Source organism: Quadrisphaera granulorum, from assembly GCF_003149145.1.
Lineage (GTDB): Bacteria > Actinomycetota > Actinomycetes > Actinomycetales > Quadrisphaeraceae > Quadrisphaera > Quadrisphaera granulorum.
The window spans coordinates 36086-57217 of record NZ_QGDQ01000027.1 but is presented as its reverse complement, the minus strand read 5'-3'; the positions used below and the strand labels follow the sequence as shown (position 1 = coordinate 57217).

At 72.9% G+C, this 21132-nt stretch carries 19 protein-coding genes and 1 riboswitch; of the genes, 10 read left to right on the top strand and 9 right to left on the bottom strand.

Translation table 11 applies throughout. The features are described from left to right. Positions 1-37 precede the first annotated feature (37 nt). The 5 genes from BXY45_RS17965 to BXY45_RS17945 all read left to right on the top strand — a co-directional run bounded on the left by BXY45_RS17965 (position 38) and on the right by BXY45_RS17945 (position 5634). The gene (locus BXY45_RS17965; RefSeq protein ID WP_109775902.1) at positions 38-1462 is read left to right on the top strand and encodes an O-acetylhomoserine aminocarboxypropyltransferase/cysteine synthase family protein; all 1425 of its coding nucleotides are present in this window, start codon (positions 38-40) and stop codon (positions 1460-1462) included. Then, complete coding sequence (locus BXY45_RS17960) at positions 1459-2784, top strand: LLM class flavin-dependent oxidoreductase (protein WP_109775901.1); 1326 nt, start codon at positions 1459-1461, stop codon at positions 2782-2784. The genes BXY45_RS17965 and BXY45_RS17960 overlap by 4 nt, the downstream gene beginning before the upstream one ends. A gap of 108 nt (positions 2785-2892) precedes the next feature. After that, positions 2893-3651, top strand: coding sequence for an Hpt domain-containing response regulator (locus BXY45_RS17955; RefSeq protein WP_109775900.1), 759 nt, complete (start codon positions 2893-2895; stop codon positions 3649-3651). A gap of 58 nt (positions 3652-3709) precedes the next feature. Then, a complete protein-coding gene (locus BXY45_RS17950; protein WP_109775916.1) occupies positions 3710-4411 on the top strand; it encodes a metal-dependent transcriptional regulator in 702 nt (233 codons plus the stop codon). Further along, on the top strand, positions 4408-5634 hold the full coding sequence (locus BXY45_RS17945; protein WP_146211258.1) for an ATP-binding protein: 1227 nt from the start codon (positions 4408-4410) through the stop codon (positions 5632-5634). The genes BXY45_RS17950 and BXY45_RS17945 overlap by 4 nt, the downstream gene beginning before the upstream one ends. Positions 5635-5766: 132 nt before the next feature. Here the strand turns inward: BXY45_RS17945 and BXY45_RS17940 are convergent, their stop codons facing one another. Then, positions 5767-6204 carry a hypothetical protein gene (locus tag BXY45_RS17940; RefSeq protein WP_109775898.1) on the bottom strand — a complete coding sequence of 146 codons (438 nt, stop codon included), beginning with the start codon at positions 6202-6204 and terminating at the stop codon, positions 5767-5769. 172 nt (positions 6205-6376) lie between these two features. Between BXY45_RS17940 and BXY45_RS17935 the strand changes: the two genes are divergently transcribed. Continuing rightward, entirely contained in the window at positions 6377-7918 is a 1542-nt protein-coding gene (locus BXY45_RS17935) for a serine hydrolase domain-containing protein (protein ID WP_109775897.1), read from the top strand. Positions 7919-7989: 71 nt separating this feature from the next. Here the strand turns inward: BXY45_RS17935 and BXY45_RS17930 are convergent, their stop codons facing one another. The 7 genes from BXY45_RS17930 to BXY45_RS17900 all read right to left on the bottom strand — a co-directional run bounded on the left by BXY45_RS17930 (position 7990) and on the right by BXY45_RS17900 (position 15631). Further along, entirely contained in the window at positions 7990-9162 is a 1173-nt protein-coding gene (locus BXY45_RS17930) for an acyl-CoA dehydrogenase family protein (RefSeq protein ID WP_109775896.1), read from the bottom strand. Continuing rightward, positions 9159-10604, bottom strand: coding sequence for an LLM class flavin-dependent oxidoreductase (locus tag BXY45_RS17925; protein ID WP_109775915.1), 1446 nt, complete (start codon positions 10602-10604; stop codon positions 9159-9161). The genes BXY45_RS17930 and BXY45_RS17925 overlap by 4 nt, the downstream gene beginning before the upstream one ends. Before the next feature lie 56 nt (positions 10605-10660). Continuing rightward, entirely contained in the window at positions 10661-11623 is a 963-nt protein-coding gene (locus tag BXY45_RS17920; protein WP_109775895.1) for a carbohydrate ABC transporter permease, read from the bottom strand. Then, positions 11620-12519 carry a carbohydrate ABC transporter permease gene (locus BXY45_RS17915; RefSeq protein WP_109775894.1) on the bottom strand — a complete coding sequence of 300 codons (900 nt, stop codon included), beginning with the start codon at positions 12517-12519 and terminating at the stop codon, positions 11620-11622. The genes BXY45_RS17920 and BXY45_RS17915 overlap by 4 nt, the downstream gene beginning before the upstream one ends. Next, positions 12516-13904, bottom strand: coding sequence for an ABC transporter substrate-binding protein (locus BXY45_RS17910; protein ID WP_211319717.1), 1389 nt, complete (start codon positions 13902-13904; stop codon positions 12516-12518). Before BXY45_RS17910 ends, BXY45_RS17915 begins: the two co-directional genes overlap by 4 nt. A gap of 180 nt (positions 13905-14084) precedes the next feature. Beyond that, a riboswitch (SAM riboswitch) is annotated at positions 14085-14175 on the bottom strand. A gap of 30 nt (positions 14176-14205) precedes the next feature. Then, positions 14206-14643, bottom strand: a complete 438-nt coding sequence (locus tag BXY45_RS17905) for a DUF1810 domain-containing protein (RefSeq protein ID WP_109775892.1) — start codon at positions 14641-14643, stop codon at positions 14206-14208. Between the two features lie 58 nt (positions 14644-14701). Continuing rightward, complete coding sequence (locus tag BXY45_RS17900; protein WP_109775891.1) at positions 14702-15631, bottom strand: LysR family transcriptional regulator; 930 nt, start codon at positions 15629-15631, stop codon at positions 14702-14704. Positions 15632-15830: 199 nt separating this feature from the next. Here BXY45_RS17900 and BXY45_RS24770 point away from each other — a divergent pair, with 199 nt between their 5' ends. Next, on the top strand, positions 15831-16697 hold the full coding sequence (locus BXY45_RS24770; RefSeq protein WP_109775890.1) for a cold-shock protein: 867 nt from the start codon (positions 15831-15833) through the stop codon (positions 16695-16697). Between the two features lie 70 nt (positions 16698-16767). On the opposite strand, the gene BXY45_RS17890 is transcribed toward BXY45_RS24770, so the two are convergent. Next, entirely contained in the window at positions 16768-18384 is a 1617-nt protein-coding gene (locus tag BXY45_RS17890) for an APC family permease (protein WP_211319716.1), read from the bottom strand. A 155-nt stretch (positions 18385-18539) separates the two neighbouring features. Here BXY45_RS17890 and fabG point away from each other — a divergent pair, with 155 nt between their 5' ends. The 3 genes from fabG to BXY45_RS17875 are packed head-to-tail and all read left to right on the top strand — an operon-like array spanning position 18540 to position 21132. Next, the gene (gene fabG / locus BXY45_RS17885; RefSeq protein WP_109775888.1) at positions 18540-19307 is read left to right on the top strand and encodes a 3-oxoacyl-ACP reductase FabG; all 768 of its coding nucleotides are present in this window, start codon (positions 18540-18542) and stop codon (positions 19305-19307) included. A 17-nt stretch (positions 19308-19324) separates the two neighbouring features. Next, complete coding sequence (locus tag BXY45_RS17880; RefSeq protein WP_109775887.1) at positions 19325-20212, top strand: LLM class flavin-dependent oxidoreductase; 888 nt, start codon at positions 19325-19327, stop codon at positions 20210-20212. A gap of 56 nt (positions 20213-20268) precedes the next feature. After that, positions 20269-21132: an aldo/keto reductase gene (locus tag BXY45_RS17875; RefSeq protein WP_109775886.1), complete on the top strand. Its 864-nt coding sequence runs from the start codon at positions 20269-20271 to the stop codon at positions 21130-21132.

Below are 21132 nucleotides of genomic sequence, written 5' to 3'. Positions count from 1 at the left end.
CCCTGCGCCAGCGTTGGCGCGCCCCGAGAGGTCCGTCATGCCCGCTTCGACATCTGTTTCGACCACTGCCCGCACCCTCCTTCCCGCCTCCTTCTCCCGGACCGCCGGGTACGGCTTCACCACCCAGCAGGTCCACGGCGGTGACGAGGGACTCCACGGGTCCAGCCCCCACGGAGACCGCGTCGCCCCGATCCACGTCTCCGCCGGGTTCCGCTTCGAGGACTCCGCGGCCGCCGCGGCCCGCTTCACCGGCGAGGAGGACGGGTTCGTCTACTCCCGCATCGCCAACCCGACGACGGCGGCCCTGGAGCGGCGGCTCGCCGTGCTCGAAGGCGGAGCGGAGGCACTCGTGGTCGGCTCGGGGCAGGCCGCCATCACCACCGCGCTGCTCGGCCTACTGCAGGCCGGAGACCACCTGCTCGCCTCCGACCACCTCTACGAGGGCTCGCGCGGCCTGTTCGCGGAGAACTTCGCGCGGTTCGGTATCGCGGTGGACTTCGTCCACGACCACGCCGACCCGGCCGCCTGGCAGCGCCTGCTGCGCCCCACCACCCGGGCGCTGTTCGCGGAGTCGCTGTCCAACCCGCGCAACGAGGTGCTCGACGTCGCGGCCGTCGCAGAGGTGGCGCACGCCCACGGCGTGCCGCTCGTCGTCGACAACACCCTCGCCACGCCGTACCTCATGCGCCCGCTCGAGCACGGCGCCGACGTCGTCGTCCACTCGGCCAGCAAGTTCCTCTCCGGCCACGGCACCGCCCTCGGTGGGGCCGTCGTCGGCGGCCGGGGCTTCGCCTGGGACCGGCTCGACGCCGCCGGCGCCCCACTGTTCCCGCAGCTCGCCGGGGCGAGCGCGGTGCTTGGCGGTCGGAGCTGGGTGGACCTGCACGGCGAGCGCGCCTACGTCGAGCACGCCCGCCACGGCATCGCCGCACGGTTCGGACCGACCCTGTCGCCGTTCAACGCCTTCCTCGTGCAGCAGGGCGTGGAGACCCTCTCGTTGCGGATGGCGCAGCACTCCCGCAGCGCGGCGCTGCTGGCCGGCTGGCTCGAACGTCAGCCGGCGGTGCTGCGCGTCGACCATGCCAGCCTCGCCTCCAGCCCCTCCGCCGAGCGGGCCCGCCGGTACCTGCCGCGGGGCTCCGGGGCGGTGCTGGCGGTGACCCTGCGCGGTGGCGCCCCGGCGGCGCGGCGCTTCATCGAGGCGCTGCAGCTGTTCAGCCACATGACCCACCTCGGCGACGTGCGCTCGCTCGTGGTCCACCCCGCCTCGACCACGCACGCCCACCGCACCGAGGCCGAGCGCGAGCGGGCCGGCATCGGCCCTGGCACGGTGCGCCTGTCCGTCGGCATCGAGGACGTCGAGGACCTGCAAGCCGACCTGCGCCGCGCCCTGGTGGCCGCGGAGCTGGCCACCCCGCACGACGCGAGCCTCGAAGGTTCGCGTGTGGACGGTGCCGCGTGAGCCGTCTGCAGCACGTGGGGTACTTCTTCTCCCGCGGCTTCGGGCCGCAGGGCTGGGGCCGCCCCGACTGGGCGTGGGGCTGGGACTGGCGCCGTCCCGACGTCTACCAGCAGGCGGTGCGCGAGCTGGAGCGGGCCGGCGTCGACCTGGTGGTCATGGAGGACGCGGTGTCCCTCGGCAACCCCGAGACCCTCGACCTGCGGGTGCGCGGCGCCTACGGCGGACCCAAGCACGACCCGCTGCTGCTGGCGCCGTACCTGTTCGCCGCGACATCGAGGATCGGGCTGGCCCCCACGGTCAACGCCGGCATCACCCCGCCCTACCTCGCCGCCCGGCAGGCAGCCACGCTGCAGCACCTCTCCGGGGGCCGCTTCGGTCTCAACGTGGTCACCGACACCGGCAGTGCCCGGCACGTGAGCGGTGCACCTGCGCTCGATCATGACGCCGCGTACGACCGCGCCGACGAGTGGACCTCGCTGGTCAAGGACCTGTGGCGCTCCTGGGAGGACGGTGCCCTGGTCGCGGCCGACGGCCGATACGCCGACGGCACCCGTATCCGCGCTCAGCGCCACCAGGGTCGCTACTTCGACGTCACCGGTCCCCTCAACGCCGCTCCCTTCGACGACGGGCGGGACGGCGAACCGCTCGTGATCTCACCCGGCGGATCCCCGCGCGGCCTCGCCTTCGCCGGGGCGTACTCCGACGTCCAGCTGGCGTACGCCCCCCTCGACGTCGCGAGCATCCGGGCCTACCGCGCCCGCGTGCACGAGGCGGCTCGCGCCGCCGGCCGCCGGCCCGAGAACGTACGGGTGCTGTTCTGGGTCAAGGCCGAGGTGGCGGCCTCCCGCGAGGAGGCCGAGCGCGTGGTGGCGGCGTCCCTGCACCCCACCGACGCGGACCTGCTCACCATCGCGGCGCACTGGTCCAGCGACCTCGAGACCGACCTCACCGCCCACGATCTGGACGCGCCGCTGCCGCCGGACGCCTTCGGCCAGCACGTCTCGCGGGGCACCCTCAAGGGTCTGTTCGCCGGCATCGACGATCCCGCCAGCACCCCGCTGCGCGACGTGCTGGGCCGCCGGGCCCGCAAGGGCCTGGTCGCGAAGCGCGAGGGCCTGGTCGGCACCGCCGAGGAGATCGCGGACCTGATCGAGGAGTTAGGGGAGGAGGCCGACAACGACGGGGTGCTGCTCTCCGGTGACCTGCACCCGGTGACGCTGCACCGTCTCTTCGACGAGCTGGTGCCCGTGCTGCGCCGTCGCGGCGTGCTGCGGCACGAGTTCGGTGACGGCGGAGCCCGCGCGAACCTCTTCGATTTCTAGGTCGACTTCTAGGTCGACGTCCAGCGCGCTCAGGTTCTCGCCCCCTTGAGCCGATGGAGTGAGGACAGCCGAGCCGCGACGCGGCCCCGGTGAACGCAGGAGCCGGAGGTGTCCGTGGTCACCGTTCTCGTGGTGGAGGACGACGACGTCACGCGGGAGCTCATCGCCTCGCGTCTGGAGTTGGCGGGCCACGACGTCGTGGCTGTCGCGTCCGCGCCTGACGCGCGCGAGCAGCTCGGCGAGGATCTCCCCGACGTCATGGTCAGCGACATGTTCATGCCCGGCGGGAGCGCGCTGGCGCTCGTCGCCGAGCTGCGCGGCAACCCGGAGACGACACAGGTGCCTGTCGTGCTCCTGTCCGGGCGGGCGTTGCCTGCCGACGCCGAGGCTGGCCGCGCCCTCGGGTGCAGCTACCTCAGCAAGCCGTTCGCCCCCAAGGCGCTGCTGCGGGCCGTCGGTGAGGCCGCCGAGGCCCCCACCCGCATGGTGGCCAGCTCGGTGCGGGACCGTCTCGCCGAACTTGGCGACGTCGGCGACCCCGCCGAGCGCGCGCTCTTCTCCCGTCTCCTGCTCTCCTTCGCCGCGCAGGCGCCGGTGTCCCTGGTCGAGCTGACCTCCGCAGCAGCCTGCGGAGACGACAGGGCCACGCGCGCCGTCGCGCACAAGCTGGCCGGGAGCGCCGCCAACCTGGGGGTGCTGCAGCTGGCCGACGGGCTCCGGGAGGTGGAGCAGGTCGCGGAGCACGGTGACGTGCAGGCCCTCGATCTGCGGAAGCTGCGGCACGAGGGAGCCATCGCCCGTCGTGCGGTGACCACCGTCGCCCACGAGCTGCACGAGGCCGCCTCGGACGAGGCCGACGGCGCCTGACGAAGAGCTCGGGGACGGCGATGTGCGCGAGGCGGTGACCGTGCGCGACGATCGTCGGGTGAGTCCCGACCGCGCTCGTGAGGCCGGCGACGGCGTGACCGCCGTCGCCGAGGACTACCTCAAGACCATCTGGTCGGCCCAGGAGTGGGACGACGCTCCCGTCACCACCTCCGCTCTGGCCGCCCGCCTGGGGCTGGCCCCGTCCACGGTGTCCGAGCAGGTCAAACGCCTCGTCGACGCTGGGCTCGTGGTGCCCGCGCCGTACCGCCCGGTGGAGCTCACCGAGGCGGGGCGGACCCGCGCTCTGCGTGTGGTGCGCCGCCATCGCCTGCTCGAGACCTACCTGGTGGAGCACCTCGGCTATGGCTGGGACCAGGTGCACGAGGAAGCGGAGGTGCTGGAGCACGTGGTGTCGGAGCTCTTCCTCGAGCGCATCGACGGACTGCTCGGCCACCCCTCGCGCGATCCCCACGGCGACCCGATCCCCGCCGCCGACGGCGCCTACTCCCGCCCCGCGGCCGTGCTGCTCACCGGCTGCGGCGAGGGCGTCCGGGTGCGCGTGGCGCGGATCTCCGACGACGACCCCGCGGTGCTCCGTTGGCTGGCGGACTCCGGAGTGGTGCTTGACGCCGTCCTCGTGCTGGTGCGCGCCTCGTCCGACGACGGTGACCTGCTCGTGCTGACCGAGAGCCGCACCGAGCTCCTGCTGCCGCGCGCGGCCGCGGCGGCCTTGCGTGTCGTGCTCGAGGCGGGCGCGTGACCGAGTTGTCGCCAGGTCCAGGCATCACCGGGGAGACCGGCGCGGCGGAGTCGGGGACGCGGGAGCTCCCCATCACCTACCGTGGGCGACTCAGCCGACCCGACCCCCCGAGGCAGGCAGAGCAGCAGATGGGCGACGACAGCGCCGCCGTGCGGGCGTGGGAGCAGGACGCGCACGTCGTCTCACCTCCCTACCCCGCGCAGCTCGAGGCCGTCCGCCTGGCGCGGCGCTTCGTCATGTCCGTGCTGGACGCCGTCGAACTCGGCGGCTGTGCCGACGACGCCGGCCTGCTGGTCTCCGAACTGGCAGCCAACGCCGTCCTCCACGCTCGCAGCGGCTTCTCCGTGCACCTGCGCCCCACCCTTGAGGGTGGGGTGCGCGTCGAGGTGGAGGACGCCTCGCCGTTGCCCCCCGTGCACACGCCCCACTCGGCCAGCGCCATGAGCGGGCGGGGCCTCGACCTCGTCGCCTGCACTGCCGTGCGCTGGGGCAGCCACCCGCACGGGCAGGGGAAGGCCGTGTGGTTCGAGGTGGAGGCCACCGCGCCGGTGGCCCCGCCCGACCTGGATACCGCGCAGCTGCTGGCCCTTTGGAGCGACGACGACGCCGGCCCCGACCTGCCGGCTGGACACCCCTCCGCCCCCGTACGTGGTCTGCCCGGGGGCCCGTCGGGCGCCCGCGGCACGGCGGCGCCCCACACCCCGACGGCGGGCATCATCACCTCCTCGATGGTCGCCGTCGAGGTGACGCGCGCCATCGAGCTGAGGGCCCTTCCCGTCGCCGCGATGATCGCCGCCGAGGAAGCTATGGACGACTTGCTGCGCGAGCTGCAGCTGGTGCTGCTCGCCACGCCCGCGGCAGGTATCGCGGCCTCCCAGCTTGGAGGGGCGTCGGCGCTGGAGCACAACCGACCGCAGCACCAGGCAGAGCTGGAGCTGGCCGCGCGGCTCGACGCCGCCGCGAGAGGCTTCGAGGCCGGCAGGCGGCAGCTGCGGGAGCAGGTGACGGCCGCGGCGGTCCGCGGTGAGCGCGAGGTCACGGTGCGTCTCAACCTTCCCGCCTCGGCGCGGCGAGCTGCGGTGGCCTACCGCGACGCCGTCGAGCAGACCGCCCAGCTGGACGGCACGGACCAGCTGCTGGCCACCGCCGACGGGCTCGGTCAGCACGCCGCCCTGCGCCGGGCCTACCTCAACGAGGTCGTGCAGCAGCTCAGCAGCTCCTGAGCCCGCTGTTCTCCAGGTAGGTCCGGGAGACGTTTTCCCGGTCTGTTGCTGGAGAGACGCGAGGGGCCTGTCGGCGCACTGGAGGGAGTTCCGGGCGGGGGAGCCACCGTGCGGTCCACCCTGCCCTGCGCGTCACCCCCACCAGGTGCTGGGCTCGTCGCAGCCGAGTTGGACGGGCCGGTCGGGCTTCGACGGGTCCGCGGACGGTTCGGGCAGTTCGGCTTCGGTGGCTGGGGCCGGGGCGGTGGGGGCCACGGGGGCGGCTGCGCCTCGCAGGTCGACGACGTCGGCGCGCAGGTCCACCTCGGGGACGACGGCGAGGTCGTGCCGATCAACGGGGTGCCGATCAACGGGGTGCTGGTCAACGGGACGCCGCGGGGAGGGCACGTCAGCGGTGCGCAGCACCGTGTCGCCGGGAGCGAGTCGCGGGTCGCCCGCATGCCAGTGGTCCTCCGGCAGCGGACCGGGGGAGGTTTCCAGCACGAGGTCCGGAGCGGCCCCAAGGAGGGCTGACCTGTCGCTGCGGCGTGAGCGGGAGCGGAGCCTGTCGATGAAGGACGGCGTGGACACGGCGCACCTGGCTCTCTCAGGGTCGACGACGAGGTCGACAACGGGGGCGATGACGACGTTGATGCGGGAGAGGCTTATGGGGCCTCCGTGAATGAAGATACGAGTGAGGGAGGAGTGATTGGGGCGCGACGCGCCGAGCGACGATCACGGGAGTGCGGTTAGCGTCGAGCGCGTGAGCACGCCGTCGTCCGCCGTTGTCCCCTCGTCGCTCCCGACCTCCTCCCCGTCGGCGCAGGGCGTCGACGCTCGGGGCGTGCTGGCGTTCCTGGACGCCGTGGAGGCGCACCCCCTCATCGACCCGCACAGCGTCGTCCTCGTGCGCCATGGCCACGTCGTGGCCAGAGGCTGGTGGGCGCCCTACGCGCCTGAACAGCCACACCTGCTGTACTCGCTGAGCAAGAGCTTCACCGCGACCGCGCTGGGCATGGCCGTGGCCGACGGGGTGCTCTCACTGGACGACCGGCTCGTGGACGTCCTTCCCGGCCTCGCCGACGCCGCGACGAGCGAGCGGGCGCGCTCGCTGACGCTGCGGCACCTCGTCGGCATGGGAAGCGGCCACCTCAGCGAGACGTGGGACCGCGCTCAGGCGGCCGACCCCGACGAGCCGCTGCGCGGCTTCCTCGGCATCGAGCCGGAGCGCGAGCCGGGGACGGTCTTCGCGTACAACCAGCCGTGCACGTACGCGGTGGGCGCCGCAGTCCAGCACGCCCGCGGCGAGACACTGCTCGACCACCTGCACTCACGCGTGTTCGAGCCGCTCGGCGTCACCGGCACCGAGTGCTTCGGCTGGCAGCAGCACCCCGCGGGCCGCGACCTCGGCTTCACCGGGCTGCACGCCACCACCGACGCGGTCGCGGCACTCGGTGTGCTCCTCCTGCAGCGCGGCCGCTGGGGAGGAGAGCAGTTGCTGCCGGCCGCCTGGGTGGACGAGGCATCCCGCGCCCACCTGCCCACCCCGCACCAGCCCGAGGTCGACTGGCGCCAGGGCTACGGCTTCCAGCTGTGGCGCCAGCGGCACGGTTACCGCGGGGACGGGGCCTTCGGGCAGTTCATGCTCGTGCTGCCCGAGCACGACGCCGTCGTCGCCATCACGAGTGACACTCCGGACATGCAGGCGGTCCTCGACGCCGTGTGGACCCACCTGCTGCCCGCTCTCGACGACGACGAGCGCGCCCGGTCGGCCAGTAGCGCGGACGCGGACGACGAGCTCGCGCAGCGGCTCGTCGCGCTGGCGTTGCCGCCGGCTGACGGCGCCGCCGAACCGTCCGACGAGCTGGCCTGGGACGGGCTGTTGCTCACCCCGTCCGCCCTGCTCCAGCCCGGCGACGCTGCGCTGAGCGACGTCCGCGTGGAGCGGCGCGCCAGCGGCTGGTGGTTGGTAGTGCAGGAGTCCGCAGTACCCGAGGGCTGGCGGTTCGAGGTCCCCGTGGCCGCGGGGGAGTGGCGCTTGCACGATGCACCGGTGCCGGAGGATCTCGGCCGGACCGGCGGCGGGGTGGTGCCGCTGGCGGTGAGCGGCGGCTGGGTCAGGGCCGTGGGCGGGACGGAGTCGCTGCAGGTGGAGGTCCGCTTCCTGCAGACGCCGCACCGCCTGGTGATCAGCGGCGAGGCCGCCTCGGCGAGCCTGCGCGCCCGCTGGGTGACCCCACCGCTGCGGGCCGGGTCCCTCGCCGAGCTGCGCAGCCCCGCGCTCGCCCGCCCGTCGACGCCCTGACGCCGAGGTGGCGGAAGCCCATGATCACGAACGGTGGGTCGTGATCATGGGCTTCCGCCACCGGCGGTGGCTCAGGTGTAGAGCGTGAACTCCGGGTGGGTGCCGTTGAGGAAGTGGTCACCCACCTCGCGCGCCTTGTACTGCACCGGGTCGTGGAGGGTGTGCGTGCGCACGTTGCGCCAGAACCGGTCCAGGCCCACGCGGTTGCTCGTGGCCCGGGCGCCCGTCACCTCGAACACCGCCGACGTCGCCTCGACCGCCAGGTCGGAGGAGACCACCTTGAGCGCCGCGACGAGTTCGGCCAGCTCGCCGCGCTCGTCCCAGGTCAGCGCGTCACCGGCGGCGTCGGCGGCGGTGAGCGCCTCACCCGCGGAGTCCGCCAGCGCCTCGGCGGCACGCAGCCGCGCCACGAGCCGCCCGTAGGTGGCCAGCACGTACGGGTCCTGCGCAGCGCTGGGCGAGTCCGACAGCAGCCACGCCCTCGACGTCGTCCTCGTGTACTCCGCCGCGGTCTGCAGTGCACCGCGCACCACGCCGACGTAGAAGTTGCCGAACACCGCCTGGATCGCCGGGGTCACCAGGGAGGCGCGCGGGGTGGCGGCGTCGCCGTCGAGGAAGCCCAGTACGTTCTCGGCCGGTACCTCGACGTCGGTGAAGGTGACGCTGCCGGAGGCCGAGAGGCGCTGCCCGAGGTTGTCCCAGTCGCCGCCGGGCTGCACGCCGGCAGCGCCGCGCTCGACGACGACGAGCACGTGGCGCCCGGTCGCCGAGTCCTGGCCGGACACCACGGACACGTCACCGCTGCTGACGCCGGTGGCGAAGCTCTTGCGGCCGTTGAGGCGGTAACCGCCCTGACCCGCCGGGGTGAGCGTGAGGTCGGGGTCGACGGGGTTGACCGCGTCACCCCACAGCCACTGCGCGGCGCCGGAGCGCCGCTGCCAGCGCTCGCGGGTCGCCGCGTCGGCCACCCAGTCGAGGTTGGCCTGGTTGACGTAGTGGTAACCCAGAAGCTGCGCGATGGAGCCGTCGGCCACGGCCACCTCGCGCACGGCCCGCAGTGCGTCGGCCCACGTCCCGCCGCCACCGCCGACCTCGACGGGCAGCAGCAGGCCCGGCAGGCGGTGCTCGCGCAGTAGCTGGGCCTCCGCGAGGGGTTCAGCGTTGGCGCGGTCTCGCTCGAGGGCGTCGACCGCGAGCTTCGCGGCGGCGTCGCGGGCGGCCAGGGTCCAGTCGGTGGTGCTCATCGGGGCGCAACTTCCTTGAACGTCGCGGACGGGGGAGTGGCGGTGGTGGTGGGGTCCTCCGCAGCCGCGCGGGCCGCGGCCTTGGCCTGCAGGGCGCGGCGGTGCACGGCCGCGGGGTGGTCCTCGGCGATGCGGCGCCTGCCCACGCCGTAGATCGCCTCACGCAGCGTGGTCCCGGCGGGCAGCGCGTCGCGCTCGTCCTGGGTGGGGATCAGCCCGCGGCGGCGCAGCTCGGGCACGACGTGCTCGACGATGTCCTCGAAGGTGCCCGGCGTCGTCGCGTACGCGAGGTTGAAGCCGTCGACGTCGGCGTCACGCACCCACCGCTCCAGCTCGTCGGCGACGGTCTGCGGACCCCCGACGACGACAACACCCATGCCGCCGATGCCCACCCACGCGGCGATGTCGCGCGGAGTCCACTGCCGGTCGGGATCGGCGGTGGAGAACGCGGCCACCGCGGAGCGCACGGCCTGCGTCTCGGCGTACTCCAGCGGCTCGTCCGGCGGGTACGTCGACAGGTCCAGCCCGCTCCAGCCGGCGTAGAGGGTCAGCGCGCCGTCGTAGGAGACGTAGCTCTTCAGCTGCTCGTACTTCGCCCACGCCTCCTCGTCGGTGGCGGCCGTCACCACGGTGAGCAGCGAGAACACCTTGATGCTGCGCGGGTCACGACCGGCCTTCGCCGCCTCGGCGCGCAGCGCGTCGACCTGGGGCCGCATGACCTCGGTGCGGCTGGCGGTGTTGAACACGGCCTCGGCGTGCCGCGCGGCGAACCGCACGCCCCGCGGGGAGGCGCCGGCCTGGAAGACGAACGGCGTGCGCTGCGGGCTCGGCTCCGTCAGCGCGATGCCCGGCACGTCGTAGTAGCGGCCGTGGTGCTCGATCGGGTGCACGCGCGCCGGATCGGTGTAGACGCCGCGCGCGGCGTCGCGCACCACGGCGCCGTCCTCCCAGGAGCCCTCCCACAGCTGGTAGGTGACGTCGAGGAACTCCTCGGCGACCTCGTAGCGCTGGTCGTGCTCGACCTGCGTGTCGAGGCCGAGGTTCTTCGCCGCGCTCTCCAGGTAGGACGTCACGACGTTCCAGCCGACGCGGCCCTTCGTGTAGTGGTCGAGGGTGGCGAAGTCTCGGGCGAGCGCGTAGGGCTTCTCGTACGTCAGCGACACCGTGAGGGCGAAGCCGAGGCGTTCGGTGACCGCGGCCATCGCCGAGACGGCGAGCAGCGGGTCACCGACGGGCACCTGCGTGCCCTCGGTGAGCGCTGTCTCCGGGCCGCCCTTGTAGACGTCGTAGATGCCGAGCACGTCGGCGATGAACAGCACGTCGAAGCCACCACGGTCGAGCAGCTTCGCCAGGTCGGTCCAGTAGGACAGGTCGTTGTAGCGGTGGCTCTGGTCACCGGGCACCCGCCACAGGCCCGGCGACTGGTGCGCCACGCACGTCATGTCGAAGGCGTTGAGGAAGATCCTGTCCTTGGGGCGGGGCTCTGGGCTGGACGAGGTCACTTGAGGGCTCCTTGCGACAGGCCGCCGACCAGCCAGCGCTGGGCGACGACGGCGAGCACGTACACGGGGACGACGCCCACCAGCGCGGCGGCGGCCTGCTGGCCGAACTGCACGGTGCGGTCGCCCTGGAAGAGCGACAGGCCCACGGTCAGCGGCTGGCTGGCGGTGGTCTGCGCGAAGGAGACGGCGAAGAGGAACTCCCCGTACGCGAGGAACGTGCACACCAGCAGCGCCGCCACGAGGCCGGGCGCGATGAGCGGGAGCACGATGCGGCGCAGCCCGCCGGCCACGGACAGCCCGTCCAGCCAGGCGGCCTCCTCCAGCTCCACCGGCACGCGGCGAACGAAGGAGTCGAGCAGCCACACGGCCACCGGCGCGTTGGCCAGGCCGTTGACGAGCGCCAGACCCACCACGCTGTTGGTGAGGCCGACCTCCTTGAGGAGGAAGAACAGCGGGAGGACGGCGACGACGGGCGGCGCGCAGTACCCCGCGAGCAGCGCAGCACTCAGGCGCGCACCGCGCTTGCCGGCGCGGGCGGTGACGTAAGCGCCCGGCACCGCGACGACGGCCGTGACCAGCGCTGACCCGAGCGCCACGAGCCAGGAGTTGGCGAGCATGTGCGCCAGTGGGATGGTCCGGAAGGCCGCGCTCCAGTTGCCCCAGGCGAGTTCACCGAACCCTCCGGGCAGCCAGGAGCCGGTGAGGACGTCGTCGGTGGAGCGCACCGACAGCGATACGAGGAACGCGACCGGTGCAAGCGCGACGACGGCGACGAGCGCCAGCGCCAGGCGCACACCGACCTGCGCCAGCGGCGAGCGGCGGTGCGGCCCGCGAGGCCGCGCTCGGCGCAGCTGCTCGAGCTCGGCGGCGCTCGTCGTCGTCGAGCTGCTGTTCACGGCGGGATCCACGGCGGCCTCCTGCGCTGCAGCGATCGGGCGCTGGTCGGCGAGCTGCGTCATGCGTCGGCCCCCGCGGCGCGGGTGCGCAGCGCCGAGACACCAGCGGTCACAGCCCCGACGAGCAGGCCCAGCACGAGGGTCATGGCGGCGGCGGTGCCGACGTCGTAGTCGCCGCGCAGGCCGGTGCGGAACACCTCGAAGCTCGCCACGACCGTCGACAGGCCGGGTCCGCCGGAGGTGACCACGGCGACCAGGTCGAACACCTTGAAGCCGACCACCAGCTCCAGGAACAGCACCGACAGGACCGTCGGGGCGACGACGGGCCAGGTCACCGCGGTGAAGGTGTGCAGCGCGCCGGCGCCGTCGAGGGACGCCGCCTCGAGCAGCTCGTCGGGCACGCCGAGCAGAGCGGCGAAGACGAGTAGCACCACGAGCGGCGTCCACTGCCACACGTGGATGAGCACGAGAGTGCCCAACGCCGTGCTCGACGAGCCGAGCGGGTTCACCGGGGACCCGACGAGGGAGCTGAAGGTGCTGGTCAGCGCGCCGCCCGCGGGTGCGAGCAGCAGCTTCCACGCGACGCCCACCATGACCGGCGGCGTGACCAGCGGCAGCAGCAGGAGCGTGCCGAGCACGCCGAAGCCGCCCTCTCCTCGACCCGTCCGAGCCCGCAGCAGCAGCGCCACCGCCGTACCGATGGCCGTCGCGAGGACGGCGGCGCTCACCGCGAACACCAGCGTGCGCACGAGAGAGCCCGCGAACGCCTCGGTCTGCAGCGCCGACGTGAGGTTGGCGAAGCCGGTCCACTCCTGCAGCGGGCGGGCCAGCGTCGTCCTCGTGAAGCTCGCCGCGACGACGAACACCGTGGGGTAGACCAGCAGGACGACGATCGCCACCAGCGGCGGCAGCGACAGCCACCGCGGGACGTGGCGCACGGCCGGCGTCGTCGTGCTCATGCGCTCTTCTCCCAGGCCTCCTGCGCCTTGGACAGCGAGGTCTCGACGTCCTGGGAGCCGGACAGGGCCAGCGCCAGCTGGTCGACGAGGTCCTGCAGGCGCTTGGGCGACTGGGCGTCGGTGGGCCACGGCAGGGGGTTGCCGCGCAGGCCGGTGGCGATGACCTCGGTGGCCGGCGCGCTGGCCTTGGCGTAGCCGGGGGAGTCGAGCACGCTGGTGCGGTTGGGGTCGATGCCCGAGCCGCCGTAGCTGGCCAGGAGCAGGTTGCGGGTGCTGTCAGTCGCCCACGCCACGAACGCCGCCGCGGCCTCCCGCTCCTTGCTCGCGGTCGACACGCCCAGGCCGAAGCCCGCGTTGAGCGCCGTGCGCGGCGTGGTGTTCGACCCGCCGACGGGCAGCGGGACGACGCCCCAGCCGTTGACGATCTTCGAGTTTGCCGGGTCGTTGGCGCGCAGGCCCAGGTCGGTCCAGGTGTCGATCATCGCCGCGGTGCCCTGGAGGAAGGCGCTGTTGGACTCGTCGAAGCCCACCTGCAGCGGCGTCGGCAGCGCGTAGGGCTGCACGTCGATGAGGTGCTGCAGGGACGCCTTGGCCGCGTCGGTGGTCAGGGTGGGGTTGCCCCCGGCGTCGACCAGGGTGCCGCCGTAGCCGGCGAGGCGGTTGATGAAGGAGCAGCCGAGGATCATCGGCACCTGCTGGCCGAGCACCGCGGCGCCGTAGACCTTCCCGCCGCCGGCCTCGGTGATGGCCTTGGCCACGGCGTCGTACTCGTCCCAGGTCTTCGGCGGCTGCTGGCCGTACTGCTCCAGCAGCGCGACGTTGTAGTAGAGGACGTGGGTGTCGCCGTCGAACGGCAGGCCGTACCGCTTGCCGTCGATCTGGGTGTAGACGTCGTAGATCGACGGCAGGAAGTCGTCGGTCTTGATGTTCGCGTCGCCGCCGATGTAGTCGGTGAGGTCGACGAGGGCACCGGCGTCGACGAGGGCACCGAGGCCGAAGTAGAAGTAGTCGAAGACGTCGAACTCTCCCGCGCCGCCCTGGACGTCGAGGATCTGCTTGCTGGTCAGCTGGTCGTAGGGGATGGCGGTGACCTCGAGCTTCCCGCCGAACTGCTTGGCGAACTCCGGCGCCAGCAGGTCGCGGAAGGCCACCACGTGCGGCTGGTTGACCATGAGCTTGAGTGTCTTGCCCTGCAGCGCGCTGGTCGGGTCGCCACTGGGGGCTGCGAGCGCCTCCCCGCCGCCGCCGGAGCCGCAGGCAGCCAGGGATCCGGCGGTGGCGGCGGCCCCGCCGAGCAGCACGCCGGCGCGCAGCAGCTGGCGACGTGACAGCGCCGCGGCTTCCGCGAGGGAGGACGACGAAGGGGAGCGGCGGAGCAGGGACACGGGACTCTCCAGGCAGACGAAGGCGAGCGAGGGCGCGGGTGAGTTACTGCCGCCCATCAGCGGGCGTGAGGCAGCGGCCCGGTGATCCGGGGCGCGGTGGTGCGAGGGGGAGCGCTGGCGGTGGCGCTGCGCGGGTAGCGCCGACGGCTCAGCGCTGGGGCATACAGGCAGACACGGTGACCTCCATCGGTCCCGGCGGTAGCACCTGCCCTGCGAGGGGTGGTTGCTGTGGCGTCAACGAGCCGGGTCTCTCAGCCACTCTGGATGGTGTGGCGGGAGACTAGCGCACCGGTCCCGCTGTCTACAGGCGCGAGATCGTCGCGTCGTCCGGATGGCCGCCGTACCAGTGGTCGAGCACGGCGGTGAAGACCTGCTCCTGAGGTGCCGCCGCGGCGAACAGCGTGGCGCTGGAGCGGACCTTGACCGCGTCGATGGAACCCAGTACGCGCACCGGGTCGGTCTCGGGCAGACCGGCAAGCACCTCGAAGCACTCGCGCAGCCGCGGTCCGAGGACGGGGTGGGCAAGGTAGGCGCGGGCCTCGGCGAGCCCGGTGACGCCGTAGTGCTGGCTGGTGGCACTCAGCCCGAGGCCGCGCATCTGCGGGAGCACGAACCAGATCCAGTGGCCTCGTTTGCGCCCGGCGCGCAGTTCCGCCAGGGCGGCCTCGTAGGTACCGCCCGCCTGGGCGTCGAGGAAGCGCTGCAGGTCGAAGGGATCGCTCTCAGAGGCAGTGGTCATGCCGTCCCCTTCCCCGCAGGCACGTCCGCCACGCGGTGGCTGTTCTGGAAGTCCATGATCACGGGGAGAGGTGGGTGAACGCCTCCTGCAGCGCCGCGAGCACGAGCCGCACCGACTCCCGCTCAGCCGCCGTCGCCCTGACGAGGGCAACCACGCGACGCTGGGCGCCGCCGCCGGCGGGATCGGGCAGTGGCGCGGTGTCGCAGCGCGTGGGGCGCAGCGCCAGCATGAGGGGCGTCGCCAGCGTCAGGCCCGCCCCCGACTCGGCCAGGGCCAGCGACACCGCGGTGTCGGTCACCGTGTGCCGCACCGACGGGGCGATCCCAGCCCGCGCGCACGCGGTGCGCGCCGCCCGCCCGAAGGCGGTGTCGAGGGGTGGCAGCACCCAGTCCGCCTGCTGCAGCACCCCGCGGAGTGCCTCGGTCCCCACCGGGAGGGACCCGACCGCCCCGACCACGGCGTACTGCTCGACCAGCAGCGGCACCGCGGTGACCCCCGCCACCGGTGGTGACGGGGAGTCGGGGTGCTCCAGGCCGAGCGCCACGTCGAGCGCGGAGCTTCCTGGTCCTGGCACCACCGCGTCGATCGCTCGCTCGACGTCGACCTCCACCGCCCGCACGTCCACCCATGGCGCCCGCTGCCGCAGCAGCGCCGTCGTCGGCCCGAACGCTGCGCTTGCGGCGGACCCGAAGACTCCCAGGGTGACGACGGCGCGCCGGTCGGCCCGGGGCGCGGCAAGGGCCGAGCGGGCGCGTTCGTCGGCAGCCAGCACCTCCCGTGCGCCCGCGAGCAGCAGCAGCCCGTCATCGGTGAGCTCTACCCGCCGGCCGACCCGCACGAGGAGCGGACGGCCCGCCGCCGCGGCCAGCGTGGCCATCTGCTGGGAGACCGCCCCCGGGGTGTAGCCCAGCTCAGCCGCGGCGGCGGCCATGGTGCCGGCGTCGGCGAGGGCCGCGAGCGTGCGCAGCTGCTCCAGCGTCCAACCCATTAGCACTCCTGACGACAGAACCGTGACTCTGTCGATAGTGCCTGACGGCTACTGTCAGGTGGCGTGGGACGGCGTTCTCTTCGGAATTGAGCCCGCCAGGTGGTGTGCAGGAGCCTCGTTTGCTGTCACACTGGTCTGTGGTGCACCAGGTCATGACCTGAGCGCCGGATACGTACACGAAGATGACGGAGACTGTGGGATGCCCCAGGGCGTAGTGAAGTGGTTCAACGCAGAGAAGGGTTTCGGCTTCATCGAGCCGGACGACGGCGGGCCTGACCTGTTCGTCCACTTCTCGGCCATCGCGAGCAGCGGATACCGCTCGCTCGACGAGGGGCAGCCGGTCGAGTACTCCGAGGGTCGTGGCCAGCGCGGGCCGCAGGCCGAGGACGTCACCCCCGTGGGTTCCGCTCCGGCGGCTCCCCGCGGCGGCGGCCGTGACAGCGGTGGTTTCGGTGGCGGTCGCGGCGGCCGTGACAGCGGTGGTTTCGGTGGCGGCGGTGGCTACGGCCGCCAGGCCGCTCCGGCCCCGCAGCGCGGCGGCGGCGCTGCTGGCGAGGGCACCGTCAAGTGGTTCAACGCGGAGAAGGGCTTCGGTTTCATCGAGCCCTCCGACGGTGGCCCGGACGTGTTCGTGCACTTCTCGGCCATCGCCGACCAGGGCGGCTACCGCGAGCTGGCCGAGGGCCAGCCCGTGGAGTTCGAGGCCAGCCCGGGCCAGCGCGGCCCGCAGGCCGACTGGGTCCAGGCCCTCGGCCCGGCCCCGGCGGCTCCTGCTCGCGCTCCGCGTGAGCCCCGCGCCGCTGCCGGCGGCGGTCGTGGCGCCGAGCGCCCCCGCGGCGGTGGCGGCCCGATCATCGCTGAGGGCCAGGCGACCGTGAAGTGGTTCAACGCCGAGAAGGGCTTCGGCTTTCTCGAGCCCGACGACGGCGGCCCGGACGTCTTCGTCCACTACTCGGCCATCGCCGACCAGGGCGGCTACCGCGAGCTGACCGAGGGTCAGCGCGTGGAGTTCCAGGCCAGCCAGGGCCAGCGCGGCCCGCAGGCCGACACGGTTCAGCCCATCTGAGCTGACCGCTCGCACTGACAGGAGCCCCCGACCGCACCAGCGGTCGGGGGCTCCTGCGTGTCAGTGCGAGTCACGAGCGCTCGACGGACTCCTCCAGGACGGTGCGGCCCAGCGCCGCGTACGTCTCCGGCCGCACGCTGCGCAGCCACAGCGCTCCCAGCGCCGGCAGCACGAAGCACGCCCCGACGATGTACGGGATGGCCGTGAAGAACGGCGACACCGACGCCGGCCCTCCGGCGAAGCTGATGTTGGAGAAGAGCAGGTAGACGACGTAGAGCATGCCGATGCCACCGAGGGCCGGGATGATGCCGGTGGTCCACAGGCCGCCCGGGTGCGCCTTCTTGACGTGGAAGTAGACGATCACCGCGAACGAGCAGATGGCCTGCACGATGAGGATCGCCATGGTGCCCATCAGTGCCAGCAGGCTGTACAGGTAGTAGTACGCACCCTGGCTCACGTCGCTGCCGTGGGTGGTGAGCACGTAGAAGCCGATGACGAACAGCGCTGTGATGGCCGTCTGCACCAGCGAGGCGATGTGCGGTGAGCCGTGCTTGGCGTGCACCGCGCCGAGCGACCCCCGCAGCGCCGGCAGGTCACGCCCCATGGCGAACAGGTACCGCGACGCCGCGTTGTGGAAGGCCTGGGCGCAGGCGAAGGACCCGGCGACGATGAGGAACAGGTAGACGTCCGCCACCCACTCTCCACCGAGGTTGGCGGCGGCGAGGCCGGTGAACATCGACGTCGGGTCCGTCGCGGACAGGGTGATGGCCTGCTGGGCACCGTTGCCGGCGATGACCAGCCAGGAGACCAGCACGTAGAAGACGCCCAGGCCGACCACGGCCAGGAGCGTGGCCCGCGGCACCATGCGCCGCGGGTTCTTGGACTCCTCGCCGTACACCGCGGTGGTCTCGAAGCCCACCCACGACCAGAACGCGAAGAACAGGCCGATCGCGCCGCTGCCGGCCGCCAGCAGGGCGGGCGGGTCGCCCGAGGTGATGTCGAAGCCGCCGCCCTCCGGCAGACCGGTGAACGCCCCGATCGGGTCGAGGGAGCCGAGCTGCCATCCGTCGGCCGGCCCGCGGACCACGACGGACACCGCGAGCGCCGTGAGCAGCACGACCTCGCACACGAGGAAGAAGCCCATGACGACGGCGGCCAGGCTGATGTCGAAGTAGCCGAGCACTCCCACGATGAGCACGCAGGCCGCGGCGAGGACGAGCCAGTTCACCCCCACCCCGAACCACTGGTCCAGAGCATCGGAGGCGAAGTAGCTGAAGATGCCCACCAGCGACGCCTCGAAGACGACGTAGGCCATGGTGGCCAGCGCCCCCGAGGCGGTGCCCCAGATGGTGCCCAGGCCGTGCGTGATGAAGCCATAGAAGGCGCCGGCGGTAGTGATGTGCCTGGCCATCGAGACGAACCCGATGGCGAACAGGGTGAGGATCACCGTGGCGACGGCGAAACCCGCCGGAGCCTGCAGCCCGTTGCCGTAGGCGATGGCGATCGGGACGTTGGCGGTGATGGCGGTGATGGGAGCCGCGTTGGCCACCGCCATGAACAGGACGGCGACCAGGCCCAGCGAGCCGGCCTTGAGGGCCGCCGGCGGCGAGTTGGTCGTGGAGCTCGTTGTCGACGAGCCCCGCTGCGGCGGGACGGTGGGTGTCGTGCCGGTGGTCTCGGTGGCCACGTCAGGCCTCCTGGGAGGAGTGGATAGGGGGCGCCCCCGTGGTGGGCACGCTCGGTGCGCGAGATTCCTCCGGTTGCACGGCACGGGCGTCACCGGCATGTGACCAGCGTGTTTCATGTTCCCCGCGGGCGGGAGCAGTGCGCTGGGGTGCACGCATGAGCACCTCGTTCTCCTCCTTCGACGGCGTGCGCGTCGCCGTCACCGGCGCCAGCCGCGGCATCGGCCTGGGCATCGCGCGCGGATTCGCGCGGGCGGGAGCGCGCGTGCTGCTCACCGCCCGTGGGGAGCAGCACCTCGCCGAGGTCGCCCATGCCCTGCGCGCCGAAGGGGGCGACGTGCAGCACGCGGCGCTCGACGTCTCCACGGGCGCCGGCTGCGCCGCCCTGGCGGCGGCCGTGGCCGATCAGCTGGGCGGCCTCGACGTGCTGTGCGCCAACGCCGGCATCTTTCCCAAGGCAGAGCTGACCGCCATGACGGAGGCAGACCTCGACGAGGTGCTCTCGGTCAACGTCAAGGGCACCGTCCTGGCCGTCGCGGCGTGCGCACCGCTGCTCAGCGCCTCCCCCCGCGGTCGTGTGGTGCTCACCTCCTCGATCACCGGCCCGATCACCGGCGACGCCGGCTGGTCGCACTACGGCGCATCCAAGGCCGCCCAGCTCGGCTTCATGAGGACGGCGGCGATCGAGCTGGCACCCCACGGGGTGACGGTGAACGCGGTGCTCCCCGGGAACGTGCTCACCGAGGGCCTGCACGAGCTGGGCGCCGAGTACCTGCAGACGATGGCCGACGCCGTGCCGCTGGGCCGGCTCGGCACCGTCGACGACATCGCCGCTGCGGCTCTCTTCTTCGCCAGCGAGCAGGCGGGGTACGTCACCGGCCAGAGCCTCGTCGTGGACGGCGGGCAGGTGCTCCCCGAGGGGTAGCTGGCAGGCTGCGCGTCGTGCCCAGCAGCGCCGCGCAGCCGTCGTCGTCGTCCTCGTCCTTGGCCGTGGGGGTGGTCGTTCGCCCGCAGCAGCCACCGGAGGTGCTGCGCGAGCACGCCACCGCCGCAGAGCAGGCAGGTGCGCACGAGCTGTGGCTGTGGGAGGACTGCTTCTGGGCCGGTGGGCTCACCTCGTCCGCGCTCGCGCTGGCGTGGACCTCGACGATCCACGTGGGCCTGGGGCTCATGCCCGTGCCGCTGCGGAACCCGGCGCTGACGGCCATGGAGGTCGCCGCGTTGGCTCGGGCCTTCCCCGGGCGGTTCCTGCCCGGTGTCGGGCACGGCGTGCTCGACTGGATGGGGCAGGTCGGCGCCCGGGAGGCCTCCCCGATGACGCTGCTGCGCGAGCACCTCGAGGTGTTGGCGCCGCTGCTGCGCGGTGAGCGCGTCGGCGCTGACGGCCGTTACGTCCACCTCGACGACGTGCGGCTCGACCACCCGCCGCACGTGGTGCCGCCCCTGCTGGTGGGCGCCCGCGGGCCGAAGACGCTGGCGCTGGCGGGGGAGCGGTCCGACGGCGTCATCCTCGACGCCGGGCCGTCGCCGGAGCAGGTCGCCGCTTCCGTCCGGCACACGGGGCGTGTCGGCGACCCGACGTTCCACGTGGTGGTCTTTGTGCCGTCGGCGGTGGGAGAGCGGGCGCGCGAGCGCATCGACGTCGAGGCCGACGGCTGGGGCAACGCCCGCCCGGCCACGCCGCTCGTGGGGACGCCCGAGGAGGTCGCAGCCCTGGTCCGCGCCTACGGCGAGGCTGGCGCGACGTCGGTGGTGCTCCAGCCGGTCGGCGACGGCGACGACGCGCTCGACGTCGTGCGGCTCGCGGGGGCCGTCGCGGGCCTGGTCTGAGCCGGCGCTTGTCGACGGCAGGTGTAGACCGGCCACAGCGGGGTAACGCTCAGGTCGTGAGCGAGACGACGCAGAAAACTGTCCCGACGATCACCCTCAACGACGGGCGCACCATCCCGCAGCTCGGCTTCGGGGTGTTCCAGGTGCCGCCGGAGGACACCGCGGAGGTGACCGGGCGCGCCATCGAGATCGGCTACCGGCACATCGACACCGCGCAGATGTACGGCAACGAGAAGGGCGTCGGTGAGGCGGTCCGCGCGTCCGGCCTCGACCGCGACGACTTCTTCATCACGAGCAAGCTCAACAACGGCTTCCACCGCCCCGACGACGCGCGGCGGGCCTTCGACGGCACGCTCGAGGCGCTCGGGATGGAGCAGGTGGACCTGTTCCTCATCCACTGGCCGCTGCCGACCCTGTACGACGGCGACTTCTCCGCCACCTGGCGGGTGCTAGAGGAGTTCTACCGCGACGGGCGCGCCCGCTCGATCGGCGTCTCGAACTTCACGCCGTCCCACCTGCGCCGCCTGGCCGCCGAGACCGAGATCACCCCCGCGGTGAACCAGATCGAGGTGCACCCCTACTTCACCAACGACGCCACCCGTGCCTACGGAGCGGAGCACCAGATCGCCACCGAGGCGTGGTCGCCGATCGCCCAGGGCCGCGTCCTGGACGACCCGACCATCAGCGAGATCGCCGAGCGAGTCGGAAAGTCGACCGCCCAGGTCACCCTGCGCTGGCACATCGAGCGCGGCGACATCGTCTTCCCCAAGTCGGTGACCACCGAGCGCATGCAGGCCAACTTCGAGATCTTCGACTTCGAGCTGGCCGACTCCGATGTCGCCGCCATCACCGCCCTCGACAAGGGCGAGCAGGGGCGCACCGGTCCGAACCCCGAGACGTTCGACTACGTGCCCGGCTGA

Coding starts and splice junctions, on each gene's coding strand:
- BXY45_RS17965 (WP_109775902.1), top strand. CDS start 38: ATGCCCGCTTCGACATCTGTTTCGACCACTGCCCGCACCCTCCTTCCC.
- BXY45_RS17930 (WP_109775896.1), bottom strand. CDS start 9,162: ATGAGCACCACCGACTGGACCCTGGCCGCCCGCGACGCCGCCGCGAAG.
- BXY45_RS17925 (WP_109775915.1), bottom strand. CDS start 10,604: ATGACGTGCGTGGCGCACCAGTCGCCGGGCCTGTGGCGGGTGCCCGGT.
- BXY45_RS17920 (WP_109775895.1), bottom strand. CDS start 11,623: ATGACGCAGCTCGCCGACCAGCGCCCGATCGCTGCAGCGCAGGAGGCC.
- BXY45_RS17915 (WP_109775894.1), bottom strand. CDS start 12,519: ATGAGCACGACGACGCCGGCCGTGCGCCACGTCCCGCGGTGGCTGTCG.
- BXY45_RS17905 (WP_109775892.1), bottom strand. CDS start 14,643: ATGACCACTGCCTCTGAGAGCGATCCCTTCGACCTGCAGCGCTTCCTC.
- BXY45_RS17900 (WP_109775891.1), bottom strand. CDS start 15,631: ATGGGTTGGACGCTGGAGCAGCTGCGCACGCTCGCGGCCCTCGCCGAC.
- BXY45_RS24770 (WP_109775890.1), top strand. CDS start 15,831: ATGCCCCAGGGCGTAGTGAAGTGGTTCAACGCAGAGAAGGGTTTCGGC.
- fabG (WP_109775888.1), top strand. CDS start 18,540: ATGAGCACCTCGTTCTCCTCCTTCGACGGCGTGCGCGTCGCCGTCACC.